This is a genomic window from Streptomyces inusitatus, from assembly GCF_014651115.1.
In the GTDB taxonomy this organism is placed as follows: Bacteria; Actinomycetota; Actinomycetes; order Streptomycetales; family Streptomycetaceae; genus Streptomyces; species Streptomyces amakusaensis.
Genome location: NZ_BMWG01000011.1, coordinates 74,004 through 89,411, shown reverse-complemented (window position 1 = coordinate 89,411; position 15,408 = coordinate 74,004). Strand labels below are relative to the sequence as shown.

Here is a 15,408-nt window from a genome sequence, read left to right as displayed (position 1 = left end):
GATCGCGCCGATGACAGCACCTTCGATCATGACAGCCTCCATGTTCCGTACTGAGTGTCCTGTGCCGAATGTTCTGTGCCGACGTCTCGTCCGCACAGGAACAAGAGGCGCGGACCGCGCCGAAGGATTCACCCGGATCGCGGGGTGAACAACGTTTTCCTCACAGTCCGCGAGCCGAGGCAACCTCGGTGCCCCGGCCGGACGTCATGGGGATGCGGGAGTGACCCCTGGGTTCTTTGAGACTCCTGGGGCACTTGACGCAGACTCAGCAACAAGGCTCGACAACCAGGAGGACCATCTTGATCCGTGTCTCGCGCATGGTGACCGCCGGTCTGGCGGTACTCGCGCTGGCAGCGGGATCGCCGGGGGTGGCGCAAGCGCTGCCGTCCGCCGATTCCCCGCCTTCCACCCGGGGTTCCACCGCCGACGGCCCGTCGGGGAGCGCCGCCGAGCGGCTCCCCGACGGCTGGCGAATATCCGGTTCCGGGGAGGACCGGCAGCTGGTCTGGGTCTCGCCCGTCCCGGTGCCCATGGGGGACGCCCGGGTCGAGTTCCACTCCGGCTCCGGCCTTCTCGGCCGGCCGCTGGCCGACGACGACCGGCACACCTTCCGGCTGCCTCTCGACGGCGTCGACATCGGCCCGGTGCGGGAGCTGAAAGTGCTGGCCGGCGGCCGCCGCCTCGACGAGGCCGGGGCCGGGGCCGCCGCGGCCAAGGGCCCCCGCGGCTCCGCCCCGCCGGCCGAGCGGCCGGCTCCTTCGAAGGCGAACGGCGTCGACCCCGGCGTACCGGGCTCGTTCCGCACGGTGAGCGGCGAGTACGAGCTGGACCCGGTCAAGCTGCCCGGCTTCCCCGAGCCGGTGGAGATGCGCGCCACCGTGACCGGGCCGGTCGGCGCGAGCGGCCGCCGCCCGCTGGCGCTCTTCCTGCACGGCCGTCACTTCACCTGCTACGACGCCAAGGGCGAACCGCTCGGCGGCTGGCCCTGCCCGGCGAACAGCAAGGAGGTGCCGAGCCACCGCGGCTATCTGCACGACCAGAAGCTGCTGGCCTCCCAGGGCTATGTGACGGTCTCCGTCTCCGCGAACGGCATCAACGGGCAGGACTACAACGCGGAGGACGGCGGCGCGCAGGCCCGTTCCTCCCTGGTCCGGCAGCATCTCGCCCGCTGGGCACAGTGGTCGGCCGATCCGGCCAAGGCCCCGGCCGCGGTGCGCGCGGCCTCTCCCGCCGATCTGTCCCGCGTTCTGCTGGTCGGTCACTCGCGCGGCGGCGAGGGAGTCAACCGGGCCGCGCTCGATACCCTCTCCCGGCCGCCCGCCGATCAGGAGGGATACCAGGGTCCGGTGCGCTGGCGGATCCGGGGCACGGTGCTGATCGGCCCTACGATCTTCGGGCAGAACCCGGTCCCCGACGTGCCCTCCATGACGATCCTGCCGGGCTGCGACGGCGATGTGAGCGACCTTCAGGGCCAGATCTACCTCGACGGCACACGCGGTGTCAGCAGTGGCACCGCCCTGCACAGCGCCGTCTACATGGTCGGCGCGAACCACAACTTCTTCAACACCGAGTGGACGCCGGGCCAGGCCGAGGCACCGGCCGAGGACGACTTCTGGACGGATGACACCCCCGACGCGGTCTGCTCGCCCGGCACCAAGACCCGGCTGACCGCCAAGCAGCAGCAGAAGGCGGGCTCCACCTATATCGCCGCCGCGGCCCGGCTGTTCGTCGCCGGTGACGACCGGGTGCGTCCGCTGCTGGACGGCTCGGACCGGCGCGCGCCCTCGGCGGGCCCGGCGCGGGTGCTCAGCCACGCCGTCGGCGGCAACCGCAGGCCCGCGTTCGTACCGGACTCCTCGGTCACCGTGACCGGGGCCGGTGCCCGGCTCTGCGCCCAGGTCGACGCCGACTCCGCCGACGCCTGTCTGCCGTCCGACGTCAGGGGCGCCTCACCGCACTTCGCCGTCTGGGAGACCGCCTCCGAACCGGGCCGTCACTCGGTGCGGATGAAATGGTCGAAGCCCGGCTCGCCGGTACGGGTGCGCCCCGCGCGCCCGGTCTCGCTGCGGGGCGACAGCTCGCTGGCGCTGCGGCTGATCGTGCCGCCCAACACCTCGGGCACCCAGCTGGACGTGACGCTCATCGACGCCTCCGGGCGGCGGGCGAAGCTCGGTCAGGCCAAGGTCGACGGCCTGCCGGGCACCGGGCGGACCGCTTCCCACTGGGCGCGGGAGGTCCGGCTGCCGATGTCGGCGGCCACCCGGGCCAAGCTGGATCTGCGGCGGATCACGACCCTGGAGCTCACCCCGCGCGGCCGGGCCGGTCAGGCATGGCTGATGGACGCGTGGAACTGGCGTCCGGGCACCCCCGTGACGCATCCGGCCCCGCTGGCGCGCGTCGACGTCGGCCGGACGGAGGTCGCCGAGGGCGACTCCGGCGTACGGACCCATCGGATTCCGGTCCGAGTCTCCGGCAAGGGCGACGGCCAGGTCCGGCTGTTCCTCCCCGATCCGAACTCCGGGAAGATCGCCTCCCGGCTCGTGACGCTGAGCCCGGGCAACCGTGAGATCGTCGCCCAGGTCAAGGTGAAGGGCGACAAGCTGTACAGCTACGGCACCCAGCACACCGCCTTCGTCAAGGCCGTTCAGGGCACGGCGGTGGGCTCGCACCTGGGCGGGCTGATCGTCAAGGAGGACGACCCGATGCCGAAGGTCACCGTCACCCCGGTCGCGGACAAGGTCGTCGAGGGGAAGCCGCTCACCTGGCGGGTCTCGCTGTCCGAGGCCGCCGGTACGGAGATCGTGACCGGATTCGACATCCTGCCGCCCGCCGGCGGGCCGGAACTCTCCAGCCTGGACATCGACCCGGCCTGGCTGGAGGAGGTCTTCGGCGTGGCGGCGAGCCCGGAGCGGCCCCTGTCGAGCCTGGTGGACACCGCCTACCTCCACGCGGTGGTTCCCGCCGGGAAGCTGAGCACCGAGGTGGTCGTGCCCACCGTCAAGGACGCGGTCGCCGAGCCGGAGGAGCGGCTGCGGATGCGTACGGTCCTCTACGACGAGTCCTGGGAGCCCCGGGAGGGCCCGGAGTTCACCGGCACGGTGCGAAACGCCCCGTGACACCGGGCGGAAACGCCTCGTAACACCGGCATGAGAACGGCTCCGGCCGCCGGCCCCGTCGCGGGGTCGGCGGCCGGAATCGTTCCAGCGGGCGGATCCATCCGGCCAGTTGCCAGGGGCGGAACCAAACCGGGCGACGGGCAATGAGCAATCGGGTTCCTGCGTCAGAATGCTCACCCGGCATCAGAACCTCGGCATCGGCCTGCTCGCCGCGTCGATCTCCGTGACGCTCGTGGCGGGAGTGGCCGGCCCGTCGGCGACCGTTCCGGCCAGAGCAGCCGTTTTGACGCCAATTCCGGGCGATCGGGCCATGAGACCGTCCGGCCGTGGCTACACAGGAGGGCCGGGGGGATCCGCTCTCCGAGGCTCTGCCGTGGCTTGTCAGGAGGACCGGGCGCGTGCTCACGATCAACATTGCGCTGCTGCTTGCTGTCATCGTCTTCTTCCGGCTGCGCCGCCGCACCCAGGCCAGGAGCCGTGTGGAGGAGAGGACGACCGTGCTCATCGTCCTGGCCCTCGGAGTGGTGATCGCCCCGACCCAGGCCGGGCAGTGGCTCTTTGACGCCATCGGCCAACTCGCGGAGGGCATCGCACAGATCACCTTCTGAACGCCGCTTTCATGAGCCGGAGGAGAAACAGGGACATGGTGCCTGCGTCGAAAGACCGCGGACGTGCGGACGGTGGCCGATGAGCGGCCGTCGTCCGGTGCGCCGGACCGTGAGGAGGCCGCGGCGGCGGTCCGGGCGGAGGGGTGGAGGGAGCGGTGGGGAGAAGCTGGTGCTGGGGGTGTTCGTGGCCGTGGTGGCGGGGAGCATGGTCGCGGGGGCGCTGCGGTGGCTGGCCGCGCATCCGGGCGTCGTCGTCCTGCTCCTGGCCGCCGTCGCCGGGGGCGCGGGCGTCTGGGCGGCGCGCAGGCGGGAGCGGGGGCAGTGGGAGCGGGCCCGGCAGCGCGGGCTGCGGTATGCGATGCCGCAGATCGACGCCCTGCACCACCGGCAGTTCGAGTACGCCGTCCGCGATCTGATGCGCCGGGACGGCTGCGCCGACGCGGTCCAGGTCGGGGGCGCGGGCGACAACGGCGCGGATGTGAAGGCGACCGATCCGTACGGCCGCCGGTGGGTGATCCAGTGCAAGCACCGGAGGGCGGGCGCGTCCGGGGCCGCGGTCGGCACCCCTGACCTGCATGTCCTCAATGGCACCGGACGTCCGGTGCATCAGGGGGATGTCGTGGTCCTCGTCACCAACGGCCGCTTCACCGCCAAGGCCGTCGACTTCGCCCGCTCGCAGCGCCTCCACCTCGTGGACCGCGCCCTGCTGGCCCGGTGGGCCGGCGGCTCGGCGCCGCTGTGGGAACTGCTGCGGGCGGTGCCGCCGCCGCGCCGTCCGAACGCCCTGTCCTGAGGACTCAGAGGACTCAGAGGACTCAGTAGTCGTCGTCGGGAACGACGTGGACGGCGGCCTCCTCGGCGGAAGCAGCTCCTCCGGCGAAGCCCTCGTCGCGCGCCAGGAGGTCTTTCTCCTCGTCGGGACGGGTGCCCTCGTCGGGGGCCACGAGACGGCCCGCGCGGCGGTCGCCCACCTCGTCGTCGAGGAGTTCCCCGTCGGTGTCGGCCGCGTCGCCGACGCCGTCGCCCTCGTACGCCCGGTCCCAGTCCTCGGGCACCTCCTCGGCGAGCCGCTCGTCCAGCGTCTCGCCCTCCCGCTGCTCGCGGGCGGTGACGCCCGTGTGGTCGACGCCGAGGGGGCGCTCCGGAGGGGACCAGCCCTCGTCGTAAGGGTCGACGCCCCGGTTGAGAAGGGTGTCCTCGGAGTCGAGGATGCCCACGTCGTCGAGCACCTCGCTGTCTCCCGGGCCCTGGGGCTGATAGACCTCGTCGCCCATGGCGTCCTCGGACTCCTGGACATCTGCCATGACCGCTCCCTTCCACTGAAGATTGTTCCGCCGTTCGGTCATGAGCGCATGAGGATCTTCCTCCGGCGGGCCCGGATCGCCGTCCGCGCACCGGCGGGCGACCATGGAGTACGGGGCCGGTCCCGGGGGACAGCCGCTGGGAGAGACCCGTGATGACCGACGATGTACTGATCGTGGGCGCCGGTCCGGTCGGACTGAGCGCGGCGGCCGAACTCCGCCGTCGCGGGGTGCGCTGCCGTCTCGTCGACCGGCTGCCGGCCCGGCTGCCGTACGCCAAGGCGGTCGGCGTCCAGCCGCGCACCTTCGAGATCTGGGACCGGATGGGCCTGGCGCGCGCCGCCCTGGAGGCTGCCATTCCGCTGCGTGGCCAGCTGGTCTGGGTCAATGGCCGGGAGCGGGCGCGGATCGAGCTCGCGCTGCCGCCGGAGGTGCCGTACGGCTTCGCCGCACTGCCGCAGTACGAGACCGAGCGCCTTCTTGAGGAGTACGTCGCGGGGCTGGGCACGGCCGTCGAGCGCGGCACCGAGCTGCTGTCGTTCGCTCAGGACCGGGACGGGGTGACCGCCGCGCTGCGCACCGCCTCCGGTGCCGAGGAGGAGGTCCGTGTCGGCCATCTGATCGGCTGCGACGGGGCCCACAGCACCGTCCGCAAGGGGCTGGGGCTCGCCTTCGGGGGCGGGGCCTTCCCCGAGGAGTACATGCTGGCCGATGTCGAGGCCGACTGGGATCTGCCGTACGGATACGTCGTGCGCTCCAGCCATCTGGCCGACGACGGCTCCACCGACGATCTGCTGGCCTGCGTTCCGCTGCCCGGTACGGGCCGTTACCGCATGTCGATGCTGGTCCCGCCCGAGCTCTCCGCGCGGGCCGAGGGCGGGGGCGGGGGCGGGGAGAGCGCGGGCGGCGACGGCGTGGCGCACGGGCTGGAGGGCGGACCGGAGGACGGCCGTGCGCTCCCGGAGCTGTCCCGGATCCAGGCCGTCGTGGACCGGCTCGCCCCCGAGCCGGCCGTGCTCTCCCGGATGCGCTGGTCCTCCGTCTTCCGCGTCAGCCATCGGATCGTCGACCGCTACGGGGACGGCCGGGTCTTCGTCGCGGGCGACGCCGCCCACATCCACCCGCCGACCGGCGCCCAGGGTATGAACACCGGTATCCAGGACGCCTGCAACCTGGCGTGGAAACTCGCCCTCGTCGTCCGCGGGGAGGCGGGGAGCGCCCTGCTCGGCAGCTACGACGCCGAGCGCCGCCCGGTCGGCGAGGAGGTCGTCGGCCGGACCGTGCGCCACGCCGCCCACGGCGTCGAGGCCGACCCCGAGGGCCCCCGGACCCTGCTGCTCCGCGAGGCCCAACTGCTCGTCGGCTACCGGGGCGGCCCGCTCACCGGCCGCCCCCACGGCCCGGCCGACGCGCCCCAGCCCGGCGACCGGGCCCCGGACTGCGCCGGACTGACCGCCTCCGTCGCCGCCTACCCGCTGCGGCTGCTGGACGTGCTGCGCGGCCGTACGGGGCATGTGGTGCTCCTGTACTCGGCCGACCCCGCCGAACTGGCCGAGGCGGCGCAGGCGGCGCTGAGCGCCGGGGGCGGCCCCGACATCGTCGCCGTCCTCGCCCGCGAAGCGCCGACGGCCGCCCTCGACGCCCTCGACGCCCTGACCGTCCCCGGATACCGCGACTCCGCCGGGGAGTTCGCCCGGCTCTACCGCCCCGGCGGACCGACCGGCTTCGCCGTCCGCCCGGACGGACAGCTCGCCGCCCGCTTCCCGCTCGCCGACGCCGCGCGGGCCCTGGCCGGCTACCGCGCGGCCCTGTCCGCGCCCGGGTGAGCGCGGGACACCAGCCGCCGGACGTCCTTGAGCGGGCGCAGCACACAGCGCTCCAGCAGCATGGAGGGGCTGATGAGGGTGGAGCCGACCTCGTGCCCGCCCTTGACGCAGGTGTACGGCGAGCTGAGCACCGAGACATCGTCGCCCAGCGCGGTGATGCGCGCGGCCAGCGCGGTCTTGCGGGCGCAGATCGCCGCCGGGCCGATCACCTCGTCCGTGAGCCGTCCGGCGCGTACCCGGCGGGCCCACAGCAGCTCGATGATCGCGTGCTCGCGCACGGAGAACCCGCCGATCGCCGTTCCGAGCAGCCAGCCGTCGCCGAGGCCGCCGAGCAGCGCGGACGGCGGGTGACTCCCGGGGCGCACCTCCAGCACGCTGCACCGGGGGGCGATCGCTCCCCCGCCGCCCCGGCCGTGGCCGGTGCTGTGTCCGCCGCTGAGCCACCGGGTCGCGCGGTCCGTGAGCAGTCCGGCCCAGCGCCCGTCCGCCAGCAGCGTCACCGTCCGGGCGTCCGTACCCTCGTCGTCGCGCGTGTAGCTGCCCGCGTACGGATGGGCCCCGGGCCGGTCCCGTACCGTCAGCGGGGCCCGGGTCCAGAGGTCGCCGACCCCCCGGTTCAGCGCGCCGCCGTGGGCGAGGTAGTTGTCGGCCTCGCTGGTGTGGCCGAAGCACTCGTGCACGAGCACTCCGGCGGCGGTCGGGGTGAGCAGCGCGGGGCCCGTGACCGGCGCCGTCAGCGGTCCGCGGGCCTTGAGCAGCTCCCGGTCCGAGGTCAGCTCGGCGACGCCTTCGCCGATCCGGGCCGTCACATGGGCCTTGTCGTACGCGGCCACGCCCCACTGCGGGGTGTGGCCGTGGCGGGGCGGGCCCAGGCTCATCCGTACGCTCCAGAGCCCGTCCGTCTCACCGGCGGTGACCCTGGCCCCCGGCCCCAGCAGGACACGTGCCCGTCCCAGCTCGGCGGCCAGGGTCTCAGCCATGGCTCAGGGACGCGATCGCGGCACGGCACCCCTCGAAGAGCCGCTCGCCGTGCGCGGTCGGCTCCGCGACCTCGTGGAAGTTCTTCTCCGCCAGCCGGAGCTGGTCGGTCTTCAGCGCCACATAGCGTTCGATCCGCCGGGATTCGCTCTCGTCGGTCTCCGCGGCGAGACAGCGGCGGGCCGCGTGCACATCGTTGATGAAGGAGAGGATGCCGTGGAGGATGTGCCCGAGCGGGCGCTCCGCGTCGACGAACGGCGAGTAGTGCGTGGCGGTGGGGTTGCGGACGACCGCGACACAGTCGAGGATCCCGCTGAACCGCTGGTGGGTGGCCTCGTGGACGAGGGTCTGGGCGAGCATGTAAGCGGGCCGCTCGCTGGTCAGCACCAGTCCGCGCAGACCGTGGACGCTGAAGTTCAGCGGCCGCAGCCCCCGGTGGCCGCCGAGCGCGGCGAACGCCCTGATGTCCGTGGCCGCCGTGTCGAGCCCCTCCGGCCACAGCCTCCCCAGCACCTCGGCGGCGGCCCGCACCCGCGCGGCGAAGGCCGCGGCCCGCACCGGATCGAGGGCGAGCGGGCGCTCGTCGCCCTCCGACGCCCAGTCGAAGAGCTGCGCCGACCGGGCGGAGGTCCCAGGAGTGATCACGGGGACGGCGGGGTGCCGCCCGAGGGGTACGGAGGCGGCGGCTCCGGCCGGCTCCCCGGCCAGGCAGCGGCCGAGCTGGTCCAGGAGTTCGGCGGGGTCCGCGCCGCTCATCCCGCTGCGCCAGATCCAGCCCGTCACATCCGGCCGGGTCGCCCAGTCGAACGCGGTGTCGAGGTCCGCGGCGTCCAGCAGTGCTGCCACGGCGGTGAGCTGCGGTGCCGCCGGCCGCTCCGTGCGCAGCCGGCGCACCGCCCGGAGCAGCCGGACCAGATACTGCCGGGCGACCACCCGGTGCAGCAGCTCATTGGCGGCGACGGCCGCGCGGTCCTTCGCCAGTACGACGGTGAAGAGGTCGGGCAGTCCCTCCGCCGACCGGTCCGCCGCGAGATCCTTGATGTGCATGCCTCTCCCGATGTCGGTGCCGGTGCCGGTGTGCGTGCGGATGCTCAGGGCGGGGGTCGGTCGCCGACCTGCCGGCGGAACCCCCATGCGCGCAGCCGCTGCTCCAGCGGCTCTCGGACCTCGGCGGCGATCAGCTCTCCCCGCCCCGCGAGGATCGTCCTCAGCGCTTCGAACACCGGGCGGCGGGCCGGTCCGACGACACAGCGCCCCGCGTCGGCCAGATACATCGTCGGGCGCAGCGCCCAGGCGGCGGGGGCCTCGTCGTACTCGCGGAACGCGCAGAACACCGAGCCGTGGAACGCCGATTCCGGCAGGGTGACGGCGAAGGTCGCGCCCGCGCCCGCGGCGACCGCGCGGGCCACGGCGGTGGCGGCCTCGAAGTGGACGAGCGGTTCCAGCGCGCCGCCGGGGTCGAAGGGCGGCGGGGCCGCCATGAAGTGGTGGAAGCACTCGGGCAGTGTCGTGCCGCGGCCCCGGGGCGAGAAGGGGACGTCCCGGAAGTCCTGGAAGGACGGCGAGGCGATGAACGCCTCGGCCAGCTCGTTGGCCGTGACGCCGTGCAGCTCGCGGACGGCTTCGAGGGTGCGCGGGAACGCGTCCTTGAGTCCCGGACCGGTTCTGGTTCCGGCTCCGGCTCCGGCTCCGGTCCCGGTTTCGGTTCCGCCGACGACCTTGGAGCGGATACGGCGGCCCACAAGGGTCAGCTCGTGCGGGTCCACCCTGCCGAAGGCGTCGATGAGATCGCCGTCGACAGGGAATTCCGGGTTCCGGGGGCCGCCGGAGATGAAGGCGGCGCGGAAAGGGGCGTCGTACAGCAGCCGGTCCAGGACCCGCAGGATCCGCTCGTGCCGACCGGCACCGGCACCGGTGCCGGTGTCCGGGGCCTCAGACGCCCCGGTGTCCGGGGCCTCAGACGGCACGGCCGTACTCCTTCCAGGAGCGGACGATGGAGAAGAGGCGCTCGGCGTTCGGGCGGGACTTGGGCACCAGCGCTCCGTCCGCCCCGAACTTCGGATCCTCATAGGTCACCCCGGTGAGCCTGGGCATCCTGGGCAGCAGATGCTCCAGCAGGGCGAGCTGCTCGTCCAGCAGAACGCCGTGGTGCAGATCGCGGAATCTTCCGTCGACGATCTGACAGCCCGACAGATGCACCTCGTGGCAGCGTTCCAGCGGCAGCGCGTCGAGCCCTTCGAACATCCGCTCACCGGTCCGGCCCATCAGCCACTGGTAGGCCAGCACATGGCCGATGTCGACGGTCGCGAGCGCTCCCGTCTCCCGGATCACCGAGGCGTAGAAGTCGAAGGCGTCCAGCGTGCCCACCAGGAAGCTGCCGCCCTCGGTGAAACCGGGGAACTCGACCGACAGCGGCGCGTCCAGCCGTCGCACCCACTGGCCCACCTGCGCCACGCACAGCCGCAGGCCCTCCTCGGTCAGCACCGGCGGCATGGGGTACGGCAGGCTCCGCCCGGCCAGTGACCAGATGCCCAGATCCTCGATGATCCAGCGGAATCCGTACCGCTCGACCAGGGCGTTGGTGAAATCAGCGACCGCGGAGCCCTCGTAGGTCTCGGGGCTGCCGGTGTTGAGCATCGTGTGGTGGAAGGCGCGTGGGCGCTCCGGGCCGAACAGCTCGAAGATCCGGTCGTACGCGGGGAAGTAGCGCTCCGGTGTCAGCGGACCGTGGTCGACGGGCTGGAAGGCGACGAACATGTAGTCGTACTCATGGGCGTTCCGCTTCAGGAAGGTCTCCACCTGGTCGGTCGGACGCCCGGGCCCGCCCCTTTCAAAGCCGATGCGCTCGCCCCATACGAGGTCCATGCCCAACCCGAGTCCGAGCTTCTCCATCAGGAACTCTCCGCTTCCGGGGATTCCGGTTCGAGCAACCGTTTGTCGATCATCCGGGTGAGCCAGCGCTGCGCGCCGGGCTGGTCGGCGGTCAGAAAGCCGTCGGGGGTGCGCACCACTCCGGCGGGGACGGCCGTCATCCTCGGCCAGGCCACATCGGCGAGGAACCAGCGCGTCTGTACGGAGTCGAGCGCCACCGCGAAGCGCGGCCGGGCCCTCAGCCCCTGACGGAGGGCGGTCACCTCCCCGCCCCGGCCGACCTGGACTGGGACTGGAACTGGGACCTGGACTTGGACCTGCGGCAGGTCGGGACGGCTCGCCCGTTCGACGTCCGGCACCGCCTCCACGGTCATCCGCAGCAGCCGTCGGCGGGCCTCCTCGGTGGCCTCGCCGTCGAGCATCGCGCCGCCGACGCGACCGGCGGCGAAGGCCAGCCCGTCATTGGTGACGAGGTATTCGTCGTCGCTCGCCGACCGCAGCCGCTCGGCCCACAGATAGCTGCCCGGTTCCGCGACGAGCAGCTGCATGGTGTCCAGGCCCAGTTCGGCCGGGTGCCGCTGGATCATGTCGACGGTGTCGTGGAAGCCCCGGGCCGCCAGTGGATGCCCGTAACCGTCCATGAAGGAGAGATTGGCGACGATGCCCGCCCGGACGAGATTCTGTACGGCGCGTTCGGCGTGGGCGGCGTCCTGGCCCTTGCGCAGGGAGTCCAGGATCTCCTGCCGGCTGGTCTCGAAGCCGGTCGACACCTGTACGCATCCGGCCTCGCGGAGCCGCAGACAGAACGCGGGGTCGGCCAGCTCCGGTTCCAGCCGGGCCCGGATCCGGAAGGTCAGCGAGGCTCCGCGCGCGCGGACCGCCTCCATCACCCGCAGCAGATGCCGCAGGCCCGTGTTCTCGTCGGCGACCGCCACATCGGTGATCCCCAGGCCCGCGGAGAGGCCGACGAGCTGGCGGGCGGCGGTCTCCGGATCGATCTGCTGGAAGGCGCGGGCGTCGCGGTAGCGGTTCCCGTACGAGCAGAAGGTGCATTTTCCCCAGAAGCAGCCGACGGTGAGCCGGTAGGGAAACTGATGCGCCTGATTGCTGTAGTCCCGGAAGTCGAACGGGCCAAAATCCGGGGCGGGTTGCTCATTGAGGGCGAATCCGTCCGCGAGCCCGGCGCTCCCGGCGTCGTCCGGCGCGCCCTCCGCCGCCTCCGCCGCCTCCGCCGCCACCGCCTCCACCGCCTCCACGGCCTCCGCGCGGCGGATCCCGGCCGTACGACCAGTGCGTATCCGCGTACGAGAGCCACGGCCGCCGGGCCCGGTGCCGCCGAGGAGACGGGTCGGATACTCCTCGCCGTGGCCCAGGCACCAGTGGTCCACCTGCCGTGCCGCCGCCGTCCTCTTCCGCAGCGCGGCGGCCCACATCTGGACGGTCGGGCCGCCGAGCATGATCCGCTGCTCGGGCCTGCGCTCCTTCACCAGCGCGCAGAGGGTGAGCACCGGGACGACCTGGCTGAAGAACGGGACGGAGAAGCCCAGGATCCGCGCGGGATCCCCGGTGAGCAGCTCGTCGAGCCGTCCGGCGCACCACTGTGCCGACCAGCGCTCCCTGCTGCGGGCGACCAGGGTGTCCAGCTCGGACAGGAGGAGGGGGCCGTGGAGGATCCAGCCGTCCCGGTCGGCCTGCTGGGTGACATAGCGGCCCGTCGCCCGGATCGCGGCCTCCTGGGCGAACCCCGACGTCCGGTCCCCCGCCGTCCGCAGCAGCCGGGAGCCGTGCAGCGCCCGGTAGCGCTCGCTGACGGTTCTGAACACGGCCCCGGCGGTGGGCGGTGCGCCGCTCGGGCCGCCGGTGCCGGGAGCGTCGCGCAGCATCACCCGGGCGCGGTACTCAAGGTTGAGGTCGACCGTGCGCACCTCGTGGCCCCGGGCCCGCCAGGCCGCCGTGAGCTGGGGCAGGGCCAGATACGGGAATTGCACCGCCTCGCTCACCGGCGGCATCGCCAGCAGTACGTCGCTCATGGCCGGTCCGTCCTCCTCCCCCTCGTCAGGGTGTCGACGGCCGACAGCCGGTGACGGGCGGTCTCCTCGGCCTCCCGGTCGTCCACGGCCGCGGCGAGCAGCGCCACCGTCCGCCACACGTTCGAGCGCAGCGGCAGCTCGTCCGCGACGGGGCGCAGCTCGGCGAGGGCGGGGCCCGGGCCGTCGAGGCGCAGGGTGGCGCGGGCGCAGAGGACGCGCGCGTGCATGCCGAGGGTGTCGCGGGGGTCGATGGCCGCCGCTTCCCGCAGTGAGGTCCGCGCGGCGCGGTGCTCGCCCCGCGCGTATCGCGTCGCGCCGATGCGGTACGCGAGCCAGCTGGAGCGGTGTCCGAGGGCGGCGGCCCGCTCGAAGAGGGTCTGGGCCTCGTCCGGGTCGCCGTCGGCGAGGGAGAGGCCGAGCAGCGCCAGCAGTACGCCGGGAGCCCCGGCCGCCCCGCCCGGATCGCCCGGATCGCCCGGGCCTGCGCCCTGGTGGACCCGGAGCATCAGATCCTCCGGCCAGGGGAGCGGCGGCAGATAGGAGGACTCGCGGGCTTCGAGGCCGAGCCGTCGTGCCACGTCGGGGCCGACGGAGCGGAATTCGGCGGGCAGGAATCCGGATCTGGTCGACCAGCTCATGGCCGACACCTCGCCCCCGCAGACCGTGACCAGCTCGGCGAGGCGGTCCGCCGAGTGCTCGGCCGTGCCGTGCTCGTCGACCAGCCAGTCCAGGTCGATGTCGGTGACCACCTCGCCGGTCACATGCCGTGCCAGATGGCGGGAGAGGAGCTCCGGCGGCACCACGGCCAGCCGTACGCCGCAGAGTGTCACGGTGAGACAGCAGTCGCTGACGACCGGTTCGGCGGGCTCTCCTCCGGTGGCTATGAGGGAGACCCCGGCGACGGCCCGCGCCTCCCACCCCTCCCCCGCGCTCCAGGAAGGCACCCACACCAGGTGCTTGAGGTCGGCGGCGACGGCGGCGGCCGACCAGAAGTCGTCGAGGCCGAACGCGCCGGGCACGCCACGGACCGGCAGCTCGCGCACCAGCCCGGCGGGGGAGGCCGAGTGCGCGACGGCCGCGCGGAGTGCTTCCTCGCCCCCGGGGGCGAGCGGTTTGAGGTCGAGGTGCCGGTCGAAGCAGACGACGGTCCGGTCGCGGTACGGGCTGTCGGGCCACAGCGCCGCGACCTCTCCGTGCTCCTCGAAGAGATCAACGCGCGTCCGCGTCCGCATCCCGGGCCCCTTCCGTACGGGGTGCGCGGGGCGTCGCCGGTGCGGCGACGGGTGCGGACTCGGGCTCGGGGCGTGTCTTGCGGGAGGAGAAGCGCCGGGCGTCCGCGCCGAGGGTGGCCGCGGCGGTGGTGACGAGCACGAGCAGACCGGCCCAGAGCATGATGGTGCCGGGGGCGAGGAAGCGCAGCATCGCCGCCCCGAGCAGCTGGCCGAGGGGCAGTGAGGCGAAGGAGAAGAAGAAGTCCGCCGAGAACGCCCGGCCGTGCAGGCGCTCGGGCACTTCCCTGCGCAGCCCGGCCATCTTGACGACGTCGAAGGCCTGTTGGCCGATGCCTCCGGCGACGAAGGCGGCCGCCAGCAGGAGGACGGATCCGGTGAACACGGGCGACAGGGCGGTGACGCCGAACAGACCGAGCAGGGCCAGGGCGTACAGCCCGCGCCGCCGGCCGGTGATCCGGCCGCCGACCAGGGCTCCGACGACGGTGCCGATGGCGAAGGCCCCGAGCACGAAGCCGTAGACACTCGCGCTGCGGCCCTCCTCGATGAGGAAGACGGGCAGCGCGACCATCCAGGGGCCGACGGCCAGCAGGACATGGACCACGGCGAGGATCTGCATCTGCCGCAGCCAGGGCACTCGCCAGAGCACGGCGAGTCCCGCCAGGGCGGATCGCGCCAGGGATTCCCGAGGTTCTTCCCCCTGGTCGGCGGGGTCCGGCGGGGTGCCGTCGCCCGGGTCCGCCGAGGGGTGTTCCTTCGCGGCCGGCGGGCGGCCGGCGAAGCGCGCTCCGGCCCAGCGGGTGGCGACGGCGGACAGCCCGAAGGCGGCCGCGGCGGCGACCGCGCCGGCCGAGGAGTCGAGTACGGCGACCAGGGTGGCGGCCAGCGTCGGTCCGACGATGCCGGAGATGTTCCGCATGCCCTCCAGGAGTCCGTACATGGCGGTGGTCGCGGCTTCGTCGTCCGCGGCCGTCGGGCCGGACGGCAGGGCCGGTCCGCCCTCCGGGCGCGGGCCCGCGCCCGCGCGCGGTGGCAGTGTGCGGGGCGCGATCAGCAGCAGGGCGGGCTCGCTCACCGCCTCGCACAGACCGATGAGGACGGCGACGGTCAGAAGGATCGCGTCCAGTTCACCGTCCCACATCAGGGCGAGGGCGATCAGGGCGAGGAATCGGGTGGCGTCCGCCGTGACGGCGGCGGTGACCGGGTTGACGCGGTCGAGCAGCGCGCCGCTGAACAGCACGACACCGCCGAGGGCGATGAAACGGGCGGCGAACGCCGCTCCGACGATCTCCGCGGCCGTCCCCGACCGGGCCGCCGCGACCACCACGATGATGGGAAAGAACGCGTCACCGAGAAGGGAGACGGCCTGACCGAAACAGAGTCCGGCGAACCGGCCGCTTCTCAACAGACGGAGGTAGATTCCCACCGGGAATACAAAACCTTTCTCGA

12 protein-coding genes are annotated in these 15,408 nt (G+C 73.2%); 4 read left to right on the top strand and 8 right to left on the bottom strand.

Annotation, left to right across the window (positions count from 1 at the left end):
* Window positions 1-299 precede the first annotated feature (299 nt).
* The 3 genes from IE247_RS18355 (at window position 300) to IE247_RS18345 (ending at window position 4,517) form a co-directional block, all read left to right on the top strand.
* The gene (locus IE247_RS18355; protein ID WP_373305579.1) at window positions 300-3,116 is read left to right on the top strand and encodes an alpha/beta hydrolase; all 2,817 of its coding nucleotides are present in this window, start codon (window positions 300-302) and stop codon (window positions 3,114-3,116) included.
* A 398-nt stretch (window positions 3,117-3,514) separates the two neighbouring features.
* Window positions 3,515-3,724, top strand: coding sequence for a hypothetical protein (locus tag IE247_RS18350; protein WP_190124239.1), 210 nt, complete (start codon window positions 3,515-3,517; stop codon window positions 3,722-3,724).
* 79 nt (window positions 3,725-3,803) lie between these two features.
* Window positions 3,804-4,517: a restriction endonuclease gene (locus tag IE247_RS18345; RefSeq protein ID WP_190124238.1), complete on the top strand. Its 714-nt coding sequence runs from the start codon at window positions 3,804-3,806 to the stop codon at window positions 4,515-4,517.
* 22 nt (window positions 4,518-4,539) lie between these two features.
* On the opposite strand, the gene IE247_RS18340 is transcribed toward IE247_RS18345, so the two are convergent.
* Window positions 4,540-5,028 carry a DUF5709 domain-containing protein gene (locus IE247_RS18340; protein WP_190124237.1) on the bottom strand — a complete coding sequence of 163 codons (489 nt, stop codon included), beginning with the start codon at window positions 5,026-5,028 and terminating at the stop codon, window positions 4,540-4,542.
* Between the two features lie 152 nt (window positions 5,029-5,180).
* Between IE247_RS18340 and IE247_RS18335 the strand changes: the two genes are divergently transcribed.
* Window positions 5,181-6,851, top strand: a complete 1,671-nt coding sequence (locus tag IE247_RS18335) for an FAD-dependent monooxygenase (protein ID WP_190124236.1) — start codon at window positions 5,181-5,183, stop codon at window positions 6,849-6,851.
* On the opposite strand, the gene IE247_RS18330 is transcribed toward IE247_RS18335, so the two are convergent.
* Genes IE247_RS18330 through IE247_RS18300 form a run of 7 tightly spaced genes read right to left on the bottom strand, consistent with a single transcriptional unit; the run spans window position 6,821 to window position 15,364 of the window.
* Window positions 6,821-7,831, bottom strand: a complete 1,011-nt coding sequence (locus IE247_RS18330; RefSeq protein ID WP_190124235.1) for a metallopeptidase TldD-related protein — start codon at window positions 7,829-7,831, stop codon at window positions 6,821-6,823. The two genes, IE247_RS18335 and IE247_RS18330, sit on opposite strands and share 31 nt — an antisense overlap.
* Window positions 7,824-8,876 carry an aKG-HExxH-type peptide beta-hydroxylase gene (locus IE247_RS18325; protein WP_190124234.1) on the bottom strand — a complete coding sequence of 351 codons (1,053 nt, stop codon included), beginning with the start codon at window positions 8,874-8,876 and terminating at the stop codon, window positions 7,824-7,826. The genes IE247_RS18330 and IE247_RS18325 overlap by 8 nt, the downstream gene beginning before the upstream one ends.
* A 44-nt stretch (window positions 8,877-8,920) precedes the next feature.
* The gene (locus tag IE247_RS18320; protein WP_190124233.1) at window positions 8,921-9,796 is read right to left on the bottom strand and encodes a hypothetical protein; all 876 of its coding nucleotides are present in this window, start codon (window positions 9,794-9,796) and stop codon (window positions 8,921-8,923) included.
* Window positions 9,786-10,721, bottom strand: coding sequence for a multinuclear nonheme iron-dependent oxidase (locus IE247_RS18315; RefSeq protein WP_190124232.1), 936 nt, complete (start codon window positions 10,719-10,721; stop codon window positions 9,786-9,788). The genes IE247_RS18320 and IE247_RS18315 overlap by 11 nt, the downstream gene beginning before the upstream one ends.
* A complete protein-coding gene (locus IE247_RS18310; protein WP_190124231.1) occupies window positions 10,721-12,730 on the bottom strand; it encodes a B12-binding domain-containing radical SAM protein in 2,010 nt (669 codons plus the stop codon). The genes IE247_RS18315 and IE247_RS18310 overlap by 1 nt, the downstream gene beginning before the upstream one ends.
* The gene (locus IE247_RS18305; RefSeq protein WP_190124230.1) at window positions 12,727-13,962 is read right to left on the bottom strand and encodes a tetratricopeptide repeat protein; all 1,236 of its coding nucleotides are present in this window, start codon (window positions 13,960-13,962) and stop codon (window positions 12,727-12,729) included. The genes IE247_RS18310 and IE247_RS18305 overlap by 4 nt, the downstream gene beginning before the upstream one ends.
* Window positions 13,940-15,364 (bottom strand): MFS transporter, encoded by a 1,425-nt coding sequence (locus tag IE247_RS18300; protein ID WP_190124229.1) that lies wholly within the window; start codon window positions 15,362-15,364, stop codon window positions 13,940-13,942. Before IE247_RS18300 ends, IE247_RS18305 begins: the two co-directional genes overlap by 23 nt.
* Window positions 15,365-15,408 lie beyond the last annotated feature (44 nt).

Bases quoted from the DNA above. Each gene is read 5' to 3' on its own strand.
- IE247_RS18345 (WP_190124238.1), top strand. From the start codon at position 3,804: ATGAGCGGCCGTCGTCCGGTGCGCCGGACCGTGAGGAGGCCGCGGCGG.
- IE247_RS18340 (WP_190124237.1), bottom strand. From the start codon at position 5,028: ATGGCAGATGTCCAGGAGTCCGAGGACGCCATGGGCGACGAGGTCTAT.
- IE247_RS18335 (WP_190124236.1), top strand. From the start codon at position 5,181: ATGACCGACGATGTACTGATCGTGGGCGCCGGTCCGGTCGGACTGAGC.
- IE247_RS18330 (WP_190124235.1), bottom strand. From the start codon at position 7,831: ATGGCTGAGACCCTGGCCGCCGAGCTGGGACGGGCACGTGTCCTGCTG.
- IE247_RS18325 (WP_190124234.1), bottom strand. From the start codon at position 8,876: ATGCACATCAAGGATCTCGCGGCGGACCGGTCGGCGGAGGGACTGCCC.
- IE247_RS18315 (WP_190124232.1), bottom strand. From the start codon at position 10,721: ATGGAGAAGCTCGGACTCGGGTTGGGCATGGACCTCGTATGGGGCGAG.
- IE247_RS18310 (WP_190124231.1), bottom strand. From the start codon at position 12,730: ATGAGCGACGTACTGCTGGCGATGCCGCCGGTGAGCGAGGCGGTGCAA.
- IE247_RS18305 (WP_190124230.1), bottom strand. From the start codon at position 13,962: ATGCGGACGCGGACGCGCGTTGATCTCTTCGAGGAGCACGGAGAGGTC.